Annotated in this window: 12 protein-coding genes; all 12 read right to left on the bottom strand. The window is 61.1% G+C overall.

What is annotated here, in order from left to right:
• Positions 1–39: 39 nt before the first annotated feature.
• Positions 40–600 (bottom strand): CvpA family protein, encoded by a 561-nt coding sequence (locus tag ACYZTY_RS09005; protein WP_109633196.1) that lies wholly within the window; start codon positions 598–600, stop codon positions 40–42.
• A gap of 274 nt (positions 601–874) precedes the next feature.
• A complete protein-coding gene (locus ACYZTY_RS09000; RefSeq protein ID WP_461958156.1) occupies positions 875–1,564 on the bottom strand; it encodes an SPOR domain-containing protein in 690 nt (229 codons plus the stop codon).
• Positions 1,548–2,855, bottom strand: coding sequence for a bifunctional tetrahydrofolate synthase/dihydrofolate synthase (gene folC, locus ACYZTY_RS08995; RefSeq protein ID WP_461958155.1), 1,308 nt, complete (start codon positions 2,853–2,855; stop codon positions 1,548–1,550). Before folC ends, ACYZTY_RS09000 begins: the two co-directional genes overlap by 17 nt.
• The gene (gene accD / locus ACYZTY_RS08990; RefSeq protein ID WP_461958154.1) at positions 2,852–3,772 is read right to left on the bottom strand and encodes an acetyl-CoA carboxylase, carboxyltransferase subunit beta; all 921 of its coding nucleotides are present in this window, start codon (positions 3,770–3,772) and stop codon (positions 2,852–2,854) included. Before accD ends, folC begins: the two co-directional genes overlap by 4 nt.
• A gap of 209 nt (positions 3,773–3,981) precedes the next feature.
• Positions 3,982–4,605, bottom strand: coding sequence for a phosphoribosylanthranilate isomerase (locus tag ACYZTY_RS08985; RefSeq protein ID WP_461958153.1), 624 nt, complete (start codon positions 4,603–4,605; stop codon positions 3,982–3,984).
• 63 nt (positions 4,606–4,668) lie between these two features.
• Entirely contained in the window at positions 4,669–5,523 is an 855-nt protein-coding gene (gene truA / locus ACYZTY_RS08980; protein ID WP_461958152.1) for a tRNA pseudouridine(38-40) synthase TruA, read from the bottom strand.
• Between the two features lie 221 nt (positions 5,524–5,744).
• Positions 5,745–8,387, bottom strand: a complete 2,643-nt coding sequence (locus tag ACYZTY_RS08975) for a FimV/HubP family polar landmark protein (protein ID WP_461958151.1) — start codon at positions 8,385–8,387, stop codon at positions 5,745–5,747.
• A gap of 208 nt (positions 8,388–8,595) precedes the next feature.
• Positions 8,596–9,606 carry an aspartate-semialdehyde dehydrogenase gene (locus ACYZTY_RS08970; protein ID WP_461958150.1) on the bottom strand — a complete coding sequence of 337 codons (1,011 nt, stop codon included), beginning with the start codon at positions 9,604–9,606 and terminating at the stop codon, positions 8,596–8,598.
• Between the two features lie 250 nt (positions 9,607–9,856).
• On the bottom strand, positions 9,857–10,969 hold the full coding sequence (gene asd, locus ACYZTY_RS08965; protein WP_461958149.1) for an aspartate-semialdehyde dehydrogenase: 1,113 nt from the start codon (positions 10,967–10,969) through the stop codon (positions 9,857–9,859).
• Between the two features lie 69 nt (positions 10,970–11,038).
• Positions 11,039–12,121, bottom strand: a complete 1,083-nt coding sequence (gene leuB / locus ACYZTY_RS08960) for a 3-isopropylmalate dehydrogenase (RefSeq protein WP_461958148.1) — start codon at positions 12,119–12,121, stop codon at positions 11,039–11,041.
• 51 nt (positions 12,122–12,172) lie between these two features.
• Positions 12,173–12,940, bottom strand: coding sequence for a class I SAM-dependent methyltransferase (locus ACYZTY_RS08955; RefSeq protein ID WP_461958147.1), 768 nt, complete (start codon positions 12,938–12,940; stop codon positions 12,173–12,175).
• A 161-nt stretch (positions 12,941–13,101) separates the two neighbouring features.
• Positions 13,102–13,746 carry a 3-isopropylmalate dehydratase small subunit gene (gene leuD / locus ACYZTY_RS08950; RefSeq protein WP_461958146.1) on the bottom strand — a complete coding sequence of 215 codons (645 nt, stop codon included), beginning with the start codon at positions 13,744–13,746 and terminating at the stop codon, positions 13,102–13,104.
• Positions 13,747–13,755: the final 9 nt, after the last annotated feature.

Below are 13,755 nucleotides of genomic sequence, written 5' to 3'. Positions count from 1 at the left end.
GACGCAACCCCTACTTAATGGATCTGAACTGAACACAACTCACTGAGGCGTTTTGGCCATCGGCAAGAGGTGCTCCTTGAACGGTATCTCAGCGGGTACGCTGATACCGCTGGCAAGCCACTGACTGCTCCACCCGAGGATCAGGTTTTTGGACCAGTCGGCAACCAATAGAAATTTTGGCACGAGCTGTGATTGTTGCCACCACCCGTCCTGCTGTACCGGCCCCAGGCTCAACAGCCCGACCGCCACGACCACCAGCAACACGCCACGCGCGGCGCCGAAGGCCATGCCGAGGAATCGATCGGTCCCGGACAACCCGGTGACGCGAACCAACTCGCCGATAAGATAATTGATCATTGCGCCTACGATTAAAGTGGCGACAAACATGATGGCACAGCCCGTGATCACACGAGCCGATGGCGTTTCGATGTATCCGGCGAGGTACTCGGACAATGCACCACCGAACATCCAGGCGACGACTCCTGCGATGATCCAGGTCACCAGCGATAATGCTTCTTTGACGAAGCCGCGGCTCAGACTGATCAATGCGGAGATGGCGACGATTGCAACGATCGCCCAGTCAACCCAGGTAAATGGCACAGTGCAGCCTACAGACGGATAAGGCGGCGCATTTTAGCAGAGCGCATGGCTATCGGTAAGCTGCGATTGTCAGTGCATTTCAAATCGGGGCGATAGTTTTAAGTGACACCGGCCCCTATAGCAACTGGCGAAGCCTGCGTCCGGCTGCGCAGCAGCCGTAAAACCAGGCAACTCGGTGTTTCTGACATACCGTGCAAGCAGGGTTTACGGCCGCTTCGCAGCCGGACGCAGCCTCGCAGGCTCGGCAGCTGCTACAGAGATTTGAGCATCATTATCAGCCACGCTCAGGCTGGAAACGCACCACAAAACCCTTGAGGTTCTTCTGGCGGCCCAACAAGTCACGCAGACGGTCGGCTTCTGCGCGTTCGATCAGCGGTCCGACAAACACCCGGTTCTTGCCATCTGCCGTACGGATGTAGGCGTTATAACCCTGACTGCGCAGGTCTTTTTGCAGGCTTTCGGCACTTGCACGGCTCGACAGGCTGGCCAGTTGCACTGACCAGCTGACCGACAGACCATTGGCATCGACGCGGCTTTGAGTCGTATCAGGTTTGCCCGGTGCGGCAGAAATTGGCTGAGACGGCGCTGTTGAAGGCTTGGCTGCCAAAGCAGGCACCGGAGCTGGTGCGGCCGGCTTGGCGACTGGTGCAGGTGCAGGTGCAGGCGCCACTGGCGCACTCGGTGCAGCGGGTGCAATCGGTGTCGACGGCGCTGCTTCCTGCTGAGCGATTTCGTCATCACTCGGCACCGGTTCTTGAGGCAGCGCTTGCGGCTCAGGCACCACTACCGGCTCGACCTGCACTTGCGGCACCGACGGTGCTTGCGGTGCAGTCGGGGCTTCGACCGTCACTTGACGCTGCTCATCCTGACGGGAAAACAGCATCGGCAGAAAAATAACCGCCAGCGCCACCAGAACCAGGGCGCCAACCATGCGCTGTTTGTATGCCTTATCCAGCAATGCCATTTGCCGCTTCCTCCGTGGAGCGCCGGGCCAGCCATTCAAGGGCCTCGGCGACACAATAAAATGATCCGAACAACAGAATCTCGTCGTCGCTCGTCGCTAGCGCGCACTGCCCTTCCAGGGCGGCGGCCACGCTGTCATAGGACGTTACCGCGGCGCCAAGGTTCTGCAACGCCGCCTGCAAATCGGCAACCGGGCGCGCACGTGATGAATCCAGCGGCGCGACAGCCCATTGCTGGACACTAGCATTCAATTCACTGACAACACCATCCAGATCCTTGTCCGCCAGCAATCCGAACACCGCCAGACGTTTGCCGACCGGCGGACGGCTGGCCAGACGGCGCGCCAGATACTCGGCCGCATGCGGGTTATGACCCACATCCAGCAACAGGTTCAGGCGCTTGCCCTGCCAGTCGAACTGACGGCGATCGAGACGACCGACCACCCGCGTCGCTTTCAGAGCATCAATAATCTGCGCATCTACCCAAGGCAGACCGAGCAACAGGTAAGCCTGCAAGGCCAGTGCAGCGTTTTCCATCGGCAGGTCGAGCAACGGCAGATCACGCAACTCAACCGCACGCCCGTGAGCATCTACCCCGCGCCACTGCCAGTTTTGATCGGTGATACCGAGATCAAAATCGCGGCCACGCAGGAAAAACGGGCAATTGAGCTCGCGCGCTTTATCCAGCAGAGGTTGCGGAGGATTCAGGTCGCCACAGAGCGCAGGCGCGCCCTGACGGAAGATGCCGGCCTTTTCATAAGCCACGGATTCACGGGTATCACCCAGGTAATCGGCGTGATCGACACCGATGCTGGTGACCAGCGCCATGTCGGCATCGACCACGTTGACCGTGTCCAGGCGCCCACCGAGGCCGACTTCCAGCACCACGGCATCAAGCCCTGCCTGCTGGAACAGCCAGAACGCCGCCAGGGTGCCCATTTCGAAGTACGTCAGGGACGTTTCGCCACGGCCCGCCTCGACCGCGGCAAAGGCTTCGCACAGCTCGGCGTCAGTCGCTTCGACGCCGTTGACCTGCACCCGCTCGTTGTAACGCAGCAGGTGCGGAGAATTGTAGACACCGACGTTCAGGCCCTGCGCCCGCAGCAGCGAAGCCACGAATGCGCAGGTAGAACCCTTGCCGTTGGTGCCGGTGACCGTGATCACCCGAGGCGCCGGCTTGCCCAGTCCCATGCGGGACGCTACCTGTTGCGAGCGCTCAAGGCCCATGTCGATGGCCGAAGGGTGCAACTGCTCGAGGTAGGCGAGCCACTCGCCAAGGGTACGTTCGGTCATAGGTTGGCAGGTACCGGTGGAACCACGATCGGCTCGATGGGTGCGGCGACGAATTTCGGCGTCGGCAGGCCCATCATTTGTGCCAGCAGGTTGCCCAGGCGCGGACGCAGCTCCTGACGGTGAACGATCAAGTCGATCGCGCCGTGTTCCAGCAGGAACTCACTGCGCTGGAAGCCTTCCGGCAGTTTTTCGCGAACGGTTTGCTCGATAACGCGCGGACCGGCGAAACCGATCAGGGCTTTCGGCTCACCGACAATCACATCGCCGAGCATTGCCAGACTGGCGGAAACGCCGCCGTAGACCGGGTCGGTCAGCACGGAGATGAACGGAATGCCTTCTTCACGCAGACGCGCCAACACCGCGGAGGTCTTGGCCATTTGCATCAGGGAAATCAGGGCTTCCTGCATCCGCGCACCACCGGAGGCGGCGAAGCAGATCATCGGGCAACGGTTTTCCAGCGCGTAGTTGGCGGCGCGGACAAAACGCTCACCAACGATGGCGCCCATCGATCCGCCCATGAAGGAAAACTCGAAGGCCGAGACCACCACCGGCATGCCCAGCAGGGTGCCACTCATGGAGATCAGTGCATCTTTTTCGCCGGTCTGCTTCTGGGCAGCGGTCAGGCGGTCCTTGTACTTCTTGCCGTCGCGGAATTTCAGACGGTCAACCGGCTCCAGGTCCGCGCCCAGTTCGTTACGGCCTTCGGCGTCGAGGAAGATGTCGATGCGCGCGCGGGCGCCGATACGCATGTGGTGGTTGCACTTGGGGCAAACGTCCAGGGTCTTTTCCAGCTCCGGACGGTACAGCACAGCCTCGCAAGACGGGCATTTGTGCCACAGACCTTCAGGCACCGAGCTCTTCTTGACCTCGGAACGCATGATCGAAGGGATCAGTTTGTCTACTAACCAGTTGCTCATGCTTTCTTTCTCCAGTACCGGCGGCCCGAACGCTCTGGTTCGCAGCCCCGCGTATGCCCTTGAGCTAAATTCATGTGTGTGGCGATGATCGGTGGATGGCCGGGTCGGTGAAGCGTGACCTGCGTACAACCCATCAATCCTCAGCCGTGCCTGCTTTGTGCAGCGCAGTGCATTTTGGGACGGCGGCAGTCTGCCAGCCGTCACATCAACTACGTGCTACTACGTACAGCCTTGATGAATGCCTGAATCTTTGCGTGATCCTTGATGCCCTTGCTCGCCTCTACCCCACCGCTGACGTCCACCGCGTAAGGCCGGACCCGGGCGATTGCCTGCGCCACGTTATCCGGAGTCAGGCCGCCAGCGAGGATGATCGGCTTGCTCAGACCTTGCGGTATCAGAGACCAGTCGAACGCTTCACCGGTTCCGCCAGGTACGCCTTCAACGTAGGCATCGAGCAGAATACCGCTGGCGCTTGGAAACGCATCGCATGCCGCCGCAATATCGTCGCCGGCCTTGACCCGCAGCGCCTTGATGTACGGGCGGTGCCAGCCTTCACAATCGTCAGCGGTTTCGTCGCCATGGAACTGCAACAGGTCCAGCGGCACGGCGTCGAGCAGTTCGCCCAACTCGCAGCGACTGGTGTTGACGAACAACCCCACGGTGGTCACGAACGGCGGCAGCGCCTTGATAATCTCGCGCGCCTGCTGGAACGTCACCGCCCGCGGGCTCTTGGGATAAAACACGAACCCGATGGCATCCGCACCGGCCTCGACCGCCGCCAACGCATCTTCTATGCGGGTAATCCCACAAATCTTGCTGCGAACGGCTGACATGTCGATAAAACCTCAGGGCAAATCCGAGAAAGTCCCGGATGGTAACAAATGCGTTCGAGGGCGTCAGCCGTCAAGTTCAGAGAAGCCAGTGAGGAAGTGTGGGCCGATGTAACGCTCGGGCAATTCGAACTCGTCGCGATACTCGACCTGCACCAGATACAGACCGAACGGATGCGCCGTCACCCCGCCCGAACGACGGATCCGGCTTTCCAGCACTTCCTTCATCCACTCCACCGGGCGCTCACCGGCACCGATGGTCATCAATACACCGGCGATATTGCGCACCATGTGGTGCAGGAAGGCGCTGGCGCGAATATCCAGCACGATCATCTTGCCGTGGCGCGTGACACGCAGGTGATGCAATTCCTTGATCGGCGACTTGGCCTGGCACTGACCGGCGCGGAAAGCGCTGAAATCATGAGTACCGACCAGATACTGGGCCGCCTCGGCCATGCGCTCGACGTCAAGCGGACGGTGGTTCCAGGTGATTTCTTCGTTCAGGTGCGCCGGGCGGATCTGATCGTTGTAGATCACGTAGCGATAGCGACGGGCGATGGCCTTGAAGCGCGCATGAAAATGCGCCGGCATGACCTTGGCCCAGCTGACGCTGACATCGTGAGGCAAGTTGATATTGGCGCCCATGACCCAGGCCTTCATCGAACGCTCGACCTGCGTATCGAAATGCACCACCTGGCCGCAGGCATGCACGCCAGCGTCCGTGCGCCCGGCGCAGAGTAGCGACACCGGTGAGTCGGCGACTTTCGACAAGGCCTTTTCGAGGGTTTCCTGCACGGTAAGCACGCCGGAGGCCTGGCGCTGCCAGCCGCGATAACGCGAGCCTTTGTATTCAACGCCCAGCGCGATCCGGAAAAAGCCGTCGGCCGCCAGTTCGGCGGCCGGGTTATCTATATTTGCCAAGGAGTAACAGCCTGCTGATAAGCGCAAAGGCGGGCATTATAAGGCCGCTGCACCGGGACGCCAGAGGCGCTTCATTTTTGAGGCCTGTCGGGGCGGGACTTGTGCCGGCACTGAGGGCCTCATCGCGAGCAAGCTCGCTCCCACATGGGTATTGCGTTGAATGCGCAAACGAAAACGGCAGCCCCAATGGGCTGCCGCTTTGTTTATTGCCTACCGATCACTCAAGCCAGATGCGAAAGCATCTCCTTGGCTTCGCTCTTCTGGCCAGCATTCCCCTCGGCTACCACCTCATTGAGGATGTCCCGAGCGCCGTCGTTGTCGCCCATGTCGATGTAGGCCTGGGCCAGATCGAGTTTGGTGGCGACTTCATCGGTACCGGAGAGGAAGTCGAAATCCGGCTCATCCGCCGCAGAAGCCATCGCGTCTTCGGCGGTAAAGGTCGGCTCGCCCATGCTCTGGGACAGACGATCCAGTTCGGCGTTGACGTCTTCCAGCTCAGCGGCGAAAGCGTCCGGTTCGGTAGGGGCAATGGCGGCGGCGGTGTCCATTTCATCGGCCAGCGACAAGTCGAAATCGGCCGGCAACTCCAGGTCATCCTGCGGAACTTCAGGTTTCACAGGCTCGACTGACAAGTCCTTCACGCCTTCGTCCAGATCCAGCAGGAAGTCGTCTTCAGCGAGGATTGCCGGCGATGGGTCTGCACCCAGATCCATGTCCAGATCGAAGTCCGACAGGTCGTCGAGGTTTTCCTTGATTTCGGTCTGTTCCTTCAACACCGACTCAAAACTCAGGTCGTCGTCGAGCGGGAATTCTTCAAGGTCAGCCGCCGATTCCGGCTCGGGTGCAACCACCGCCGGAGAAGCGGCTTCAAGATCGTCCAGGCTTAGATCGAAGGCGCTGTCAAAGTCGTCATCGGCAGGGGCTGGCGCTTCCGGCTCGTCCAGCAGCAGGTCTTTGACGTACTGCGCGTCCAGCTCGGCGGCGATGGCGGCAGCGGCGAGACCACCGGTAGCCGCGATAACCATCGCGGGGAAACGGGTTTTAAGCTGTTCGACCTGGGCGAAGTTGTCACCGTTGGCCACCAGCTGGCGCTCCTGGGCAACAAATGCATCGCGATCGCCCTGCTGACCGTAGACCTCCATCAGCTTCAGGCGCAGGTCGCTGCGCTGCGGTTCTTGTTTGATGCCGTCTTCGAGCAACGCGGCAGCCTGGTTCAAACGACCGGCGGCAATGTGCGACTGAGCCTTGGTCAGTACATCGTCATCGCGCTCGGCAGCCGGCGATATCAGTGGTGCGGCGATTGGTGGCGTGACCACCACCGGAGCAATCACGGGAGCAGGTGCAGGCACCGGCGCTGGCGCAGGAGTCGGCGCCGTAGCGAGTTTCACGCTCGGCGGCGGAACTTCCAGGCCTTCGAAGCTGCTTTCCGGCAGGTCCTGCTCGGCGGAGAACTCCTTCTCCTCTTCCAGGGCACGCGCCATGCGCAGGTGTTTCTCGGCTTCTTGCTGCGCTTTGCGGCGACGTGCCAGCAACAGCAGCAACAGCAGCAGAACCACTGCACCGCCGCCCACCAGACCCAGCAGGACCGGATTGGTCAGCAGCTCGTTGAATTTCTGGTCGTCGGAGGCGACTGGCGTCGGCTCGACGGGTGGCTCGGCAGGCGCTGGCGCGACTTCAGGTGCCGCCGCCTCTGGTGCAGGCGCTACCGGAGCAGGAGCCACTTCCGTCGGCGCTGCTGCAGGGTGGGCTGCCAACTCCGCGGACATTGCCGGAGCGGTGGCTGCCGCAGCCGGCGCATCAGCAGCGCCTTCGGCCTGCAACTTGGCCAGTTGATTGTTTTTCAGCTCGATCAGGCGTTGCAGCTTTTCCATCTGACTTTGCAGATCGGTCATTCGGCTTTTCAGTTCGGCATTGTCACGACGGGTCGTGTCGAGGCTTTCCTGGGTGACGGCCAGTTTGTTGCCCAAGGCTTTGGCATCGCCTGCAGCGCCTTTGCCACGGGCTTTGTCGGTTTCGGCAGAGACCAGGCTCAGATTGTCTTTCGCCGTTTGCGACGGAGCAGCGTCAGCGCGGCCGCGCTTGGTGGCATCGAGTTGCTGCTGGCCGGTGCCGGGCTTCGCCACATAACGACGACCCTGGCGCCACGCGGTGTTCTGTGCAGCGACTTCAGCGATGGCCTTGGGTTGCGGCAGGTTGGTGCTCTGGGCCTGATCGGGCATGCGCAGCACCTGGCCGATTTTCAGGCGGTTGATGTTGCCGTCGATAAAGGCATCGGGGTTCAGCGCCTGGATAGCCAGCATGGTTTGCTGAACCGACCCGCCATTACGCGCCTTCGCGGCGATTTCCCACAGGGTATCGCGCGGCGTGGTGGTGTATTGGGTCGGCTTGGTGGCGCCGGTCACCGGCGCAGTGACCGTTTGGGTCGGCGCAGGCTGCGCAGCCGCTTCAGCGGTCTGCGGGGAGAATTTGGACGGATCGAGCAGCACGCTGTAATCGCGCAGCAGTCGACCGTTGGGCCACATCACTTGAACCAGGAATTTCACCATCGGCTCGGACAACGGCTTGCTGGACGTCACACGCAGGATGCTCTTACCACTGGCGTTGAGCACGGGCGTGAAGGTCAGGTCGTTGAGAAACGCCTGGCGATCGACACCGGCCTTGGCGAAATCTTCGGGCGAAGCCAGGCTCGGCACCACTTCCGCGGCGGTGAGGTCCTTGACGTCGAGCAGCTCGATTTCCGCCACCAGAGGTTGGTTCAGCGTCGACTTCAGGGTCAACTCCCCGAGCCCGAGGGCATGCGCCATACCGGAGGACAGCGCCGAGGCGGCCGCTATTGCTAACACCAGTTTGCGAACTTGAACCATAGCCTCATCCTTTGTTTGAACATTCCTCGGCCAGCGAGAAGGTGTTGATAGCCGCTGCCGTAAGGCATTGCGCGCGGCGACGAAGGGTCGTCACGCGCGATCATTTCATTCATGCCCCGGAAAGCCCCGCAGGGTGGCTCGCCATCAGCGATCCGGCCAAGCATAACGCTCGACCGGACTCATTCGAAAAATTGTTGCCAAGTATCTTTTACAGCAGGTCTTTTATCAACAATTCAGCCACCTGCACAGCATTGAGCGCGGCGCCTTTGCGTACGTTATCTGACGTCAGCCACACATTAAGTTCCGACGGGTCGTCGATACCCTGGCGAACCCGACCAACGTAGACCACGTCCTGCCCGACCGCATCGCCTACCGCAGTCGGGTAATCGCCGGCTTCCACCAGCTCGATGCCCGGCGCGTCTTCCAGCGCCGCGTTGACTTTTGCAAGGTCGACAGCGCTCGTGGACTGCAAGGTCACGCTAAAGCTATCGCCAAAAAACACCGGGGCTTGAATGCAAGTGACGGAAATCTTTAATAAAGGCAGGGCCATGACCTGACGCAGCTCACGCACCAGGCGTTTTTCCAGCAGCGTGTGACCCTGCTCATCAGGCTTGCCGACCTGAGCCAGCAGGTTGAACGCCATTTGCCGATCGAAGAAGGTCGGCTCCAGCGGGCGCACATTGAGCAGCTCGGCGGTTTGCCGGGCCAGCTCAGTCACTGCTTCGCGGCCCTGGGCGGACACGGCCAGGCTGGCGGTCAGGTTGATGCGTTGCAGGTCAAGCAAACCGAGCAACGGCGCCAACACCACGGCCAGCGTCGTCGCCGACGGGCTTGGGCTGCTGACCTGGAATGGTTTTTTCAAACCGGCGAGGATTTCGGCGTTGGCTTCCGGTACCACTTGCGGCGCCTGATCGGCCGGCAAGGCGCCGGACAGGTCGATCAGCGAGCAGCCGGCGGCGGTGGCGCGCGAGGCGAAACTCAGGGTTACCGCCGGGCCGGCGGCGAAGAACACCAGCTGGACTTTGCTGAAATCGAATTCGTCGACTTCACGCACCCGCACGTTCTTGCCGCGAAACGGCACCGAATGCCCGGCGGATTCGCTGCTGGCCAGCAGGTGTAGGTTGCCGACCGGGAAGTCGCGTTCTTCGAGAATCTGCACGAGCGTTTCGCCGACAGTACCGGTGGCGCCGATCACGGCAATATCAAGGGACTGGCTCATGGTTCTACCTCTGGCGAAACGGGGGGAGCGGCACTTTACCGGGTGGGGGGCATGCAGGCAATTCGGCTGGGGATTTGCGGTGCCTGTACCGGCCTCTTCGCGGGCAAGCCTCGCTCCTACAGGTTTTGTGGACGCCCGGATCCCTTGTAGGAGCGAGGCTTGCCCGCGAAGAGGCCCTCACTGACGACACACCGGGCAAAAAAAACCCGCACCTCTTTCAAGGCGCGGGTTCTTTCGTTACTTCAATCAATCAACGCTCAAGCAGGATCCGCAGCATGCGACGCAGCGGTTCGGCCGCGCCCCACAGCAGTTGGTCGCCGACGGTGAACGCGCCGACGTACTGCGTGCCCATGTTCAGCTTGCGCAGACGGCCAACCGGTACGTTCAGGGTGCCGGTGACTTTCGTCGGGCTCAGTTCCTGAATGCTGATGTCGCGGTTGTTCGGCACCAGTTTGACCCAAGGGTTGTGCTGGCTGATCAGCCCTTCGATGTCGGCGATCGGCACGTCTTTGTTCAGCTTGATGGTCAGCGCCTGGCTGTGGCAGCGCATGGCGCCGATGCGCACGCAGATGCCATCGACCGGGATCGGGCTCTTGAAGCGACCGAGGATCTTGTTGGTCTCGGCCTGGGCCTTCCACTCTTCGCGGCTCTGGCCGTTCGGCAGTTCCTTGTCGATCCACGGGATCAGGCTGCCGGCCAGCGGCACACCGAAGTTTTCAGTCGGGTACGCGTCGCTGCGCATGGCTTCGGCGACACGACGGTCGATGTCGAGGATCGCGCTGGCCGGGTCGGCCAGTTGATCGGCGACAGCGGCGTGGGTCGCGCCCATTTGCTTGATCAGTTCACGCATGTTCTGCGCGCCGGCACCGGAGGCCGCCTGATAGGTCATGGCGCTCATCCACTCGACCAGACCGGCTTCGAACAGCCCGCCCAGGCCCATCAGCATCAGGCTGACGGTGCAGTTGCCGCCGATGTAGTTCTTGGTGCCCGCGTCGAGCTGCTGGTCGATGACCTTGCGGTTCACCGGGTCCAGCACGATCACCGCGTCATCCTGCATGCGCAGGCTGGAAGCGGCGTCGATCCAGTAACCCTGCCAGCCGGCTTCGCGCAGTTTCGGGAAGACTTCGCTGGTGTAGTCGCCACCCTGGCAGGTCAGAATCACGTCGAGGGTTTTCAGCTCTTCAATGCTGTAAGCGTCCTTGAGCGGAGCAATGTCCTTACCCACGGACGGGCCTTGTCCACCGACATTGGAAGTGGTGAAAAACACCGGCTCAATAAGATCGAAATCCTGCTCTTCCAGCATCCGCTGCATGAGCACGGAACCGACCATACCGCGCCAACCGATCAGACCTACACGTTTCATCGCAACTACACCTTCTTTAAAAAGTGGGCCGCTGCTTTCGAAGTTGAAAGTGGCAGCGGGCCCGAGAGATTACAGATTCCGCAGCGCGGCGACTACTGCGTCACCCATTTCCTGCGTACCGACTTTAGTGCAACCGTTCGACCAGATGTCACCTGTGCGCAGGCCCTGGTCCAAAACCAGACTGACGGCCTTCTCGATGGCATCGGCGGCGTCCTGCAGATTGAAGCTGTAACGTAGCATCATCGACACCGACAAAATGGTCGCCAACGGGTTGGCAATGCCCTTGCCGGCGATGTCCGGCGCCGAACCGTGGCACGGCTCGTACATGCCTTTGTTGTTGGTATCCAGGGATGCCGACGGCAGCATGCCGATGGAACCGGTAAGCATCGACGCCTGGTCGGACAGGATGTCGCCAAACAGGTTGTCGGTGACGATCACGTCGAATTGCTTCGGTGCGCGCACCAGCTGCATGGCGGCGTTATCGACGTACATGTGGCTCAGTTCGACTTCCGGGTAATCCTTGGCCACTTGCTCGACGATTTCACGCCACAGTTGGCTGGACGCCAGTACGTTGGCCTTGTCCACCGAGCACAGCTTTTTGCCGCGCACCATGGCCATGTCGAAGCCGACACGGGCGATGCGGCGGATTTCGCTTTCGCTGTACGGCAGCGTGTCGTAAGCCTGACGCTCGCCGTTTTCCAGGGTGCGGGTACCGCGTGGCGCGCCGAAGTAGATGCCGCCGGTCAGTTCACGGACGATCAGGATGTCCAGGCCAGCCACGATTTCAGGCTTCAGACTCGAGGCTTCAGCCAGTTGCGGGTACAGGATCGCCGGGCGCAGGTTGCCGAACAGGCCCAGTTGCGCACGAATTTTCAGCAGGCCGCGCTCAGGGCGGATGTCACGTTCGATGGTGTCCCATTTCGGGCCGCCCACGGCGCCCAGCAATACCGCGTCGGCAGCGCGTGCGCGAGCCAGGGTTTCGTCGGCCAGCGGCACGCCGTGCTTGTCGATGGCGGCGCCACCGATCACGTCGTGGCTCAGCTCGAAGCCCAGGCTGTACTTGTCGTTGGCCAGCTCCAGCACCTTGACCGCTTCGGCCATGATTTCCGGGCCAATACCGTCGCCTGGGAGAATCAGAATCTGCTTGCTCATGCTTTCCTCATGTCATCAGTCGGCATACCCGTAGGCATGCCCGGAAAAATTCTATCGTTCGGCCATCAGTACCAGCACATCTGTACTGAACGAACCATCGGCCTCAATCTCAAAATAATCGCGTACTTCATTGCCCATCGACTGCTGCAACTCGCGGATCGCCGCGCGCATCACTTGCGGTGTGCGCATGCGCTCGACCCAGCTGTTGTACTCCAGACGCAACCGTTGACGCGTGGTGCTGCGGGTATGCAACCCCGCCTCGCTGACCTGGCGCAACCACTCGCCGGCGGAATAATCGCGCACATGGCTGGTGTCGCGCAGCACTTCGACGCTTTGCAGGTAAGTGTCGAACAACGGACTGCCCGGTGACAACACGTCGATGAACGCCGCCACCCCGCCCGGCTTCAGCACCCGGCGCACTTCGCGCAAGGCCAGGCCGAGATCGCTCCAATGGTGCGCCGAGTAACGGCTGAACACGAAGTCGAATTCACCATCAGAGAACGGCAAGCGCTCGGCGGCACCGAGGACCGTGGTCACATTGCTTAAACCACGGTCGACAGCGGCTGCGTCGACCACGTCGAGCATCTGCTGGGACAGGTCGTAGGCCACGACCTCCTTGACCAGCGAGGCCACGTGAAAACTGACGTGACCGGCGCCGCAACCCAGGTCCAGCACCCGTGCATCGCCCTTCCCGACCAGTTCGGCCTGTAGCAACGCGAATTCGGTGCCTTGAGCGTGTACGGCGCTGCTCAGATAGGCCGCGGCCTGTTCACCGAATTGCTTTTGGACTACCTGAGCGTGCTGGGCGGTGCTGGTCATGGGACTTCCTTTTTTAGGGTGAGTCTTGTGGTGTCTGGGCGGGCTTCTTCGCGGGCAAGCCTCGCTCCTACAAGGGCGAGGCTAGCTCTCGATCCTGGGTTCGACTCGATCCTGTAGGAGCGAGGCTTGCCCGCGAAGGCGTCATCACGCCTTACGCAAAATCACGCGTCGCGAAACAACCACGGCTGGCTAGCCCGATGCTTGGCCTCAAACGTCGCAATCGCTTCATGGTCCATCAACGTCAGGCCAATATCATCCAGACCATTGAGCAAGCAGTGCTTGCGAAACGCATCAATCTCAAACCGCAACACCTTGCCATCAGGGCGGGTCACGGTCTGGGCCTGCAGATCCACCTGCAACTGATAACCCGGAGTCGATTCAACCTGCTCGAACAGCTCATCTACTTCCGCATCGCTCAAGATGATCGGCAGCAAGCCGTTCTTGAAGCTGTTGTTGAAGAAGATGTCGGCGTAGCTCGGCGCGATGATGCTGCGGAAACCGTATTCTTCCAGGGCCCACGGCGCGTGTTCGCGGCTCGAACCGCAACCGAAGTTCTCACGGGCCAGCAACACGCTGGCACCTTGATAACGCTCGGCGTTGAGCACGAAATCCTTGTTCAACGGACGCTTGGAGTTGTCCTGATACGGCTGCCCGACATCCAGGTAGCGCCACTCATCGAACAGGTTCGGGCCGAAACCCGTGCGCTTGATCGACTTCAAGAACTGCTTCGGGATGATCTGGTCGGTGTCGACGTTGGCACGATCCAGAGGCGCGACAAGACCAGTGTGCTGGGTAAAAGCTTTCATGCTGCGCTC

It is taken from the genome of Pseudomonas sp. LB1P83, from assembly GCF_054897885.1.
This window is presented reverse-complemented; position numbering and strand designations above follow the sequence as displayed.

Excerpts from the sequence above, each read along its gene's own strand:
- ACYZTY_RS08955 (WP_461958147.1), bottom strand. The coding sequence starts at position 12,940 with ATGACCAGCACCGCCCAGCACGCTCAGGTAGTCCAAAAGCAATTCGGT.
- folC (WP_461958155.1), bottom strand. The coding sequence starts at position 2,855 with ATGACCGAACGTACCCTTGGCGAGTGGCTCGCCTACCTCGAGCAGTTG.
- leuD (WP_461958146.1), bottom strand. The coding sequence starts at position 13,746 with ATGAAAGCTTTTACCCAGCACACTGGTCTTGTCGCGCCTCTGGATCGT.
- ACYZTY_RS09000 (WP_461958156.1), bottom strand. The coding sequence starts at position 1,564 with ATGGCATTGCTGGATAAGGCATACAAACAGCGCATGGTTGGCGCCCTG.
- leuB (WP_461958148.1), bottom strand. The coding sequence starts at position 12,121 with ATGAGCAAGCAGATTCTGATTCTCCCAGGCGACGGTATTGGCCCGGAA.
- ACYZTY_RS08985 (WP_461958153.1), bottom strand. The coding sequence starts at position 4,605 with ATGTCAGCCGTTCGCAGCAAGATTTGTGGGATTACCCGCATAGAAGAT.
- accD (WP_461958154.1), bottom strand. The coding sequence starts at position 3,772 with ATGAGCAACTGGTTAGTAGACAAACTGATCCCTTCGATCATGCGTTCC.
- asd (WP_461958149.1), bottom strand. The coding sequence starts at position 10,969 with ATGAAACGTGTAGGTCTGATCGGTTGGCGCGGTATGGTCGGTTCCGTG.
- ACYZTY_RS08970 (WP_461958150.1), bottom strand. The coding sequence starts at position 9,606 with ATGAGCCAGTCCCTTGATATTGCCGTGATCGGCGCCACCGGTACTGTC.
- ACYZTY_RS08975 (WP_461958151.1), bottom strand. The coding sequence starts at position 8,387 with ATGGTTCAAGTTCGCAAACTGGTGTTAGCAATAGCGGCCGCCTCGGCG.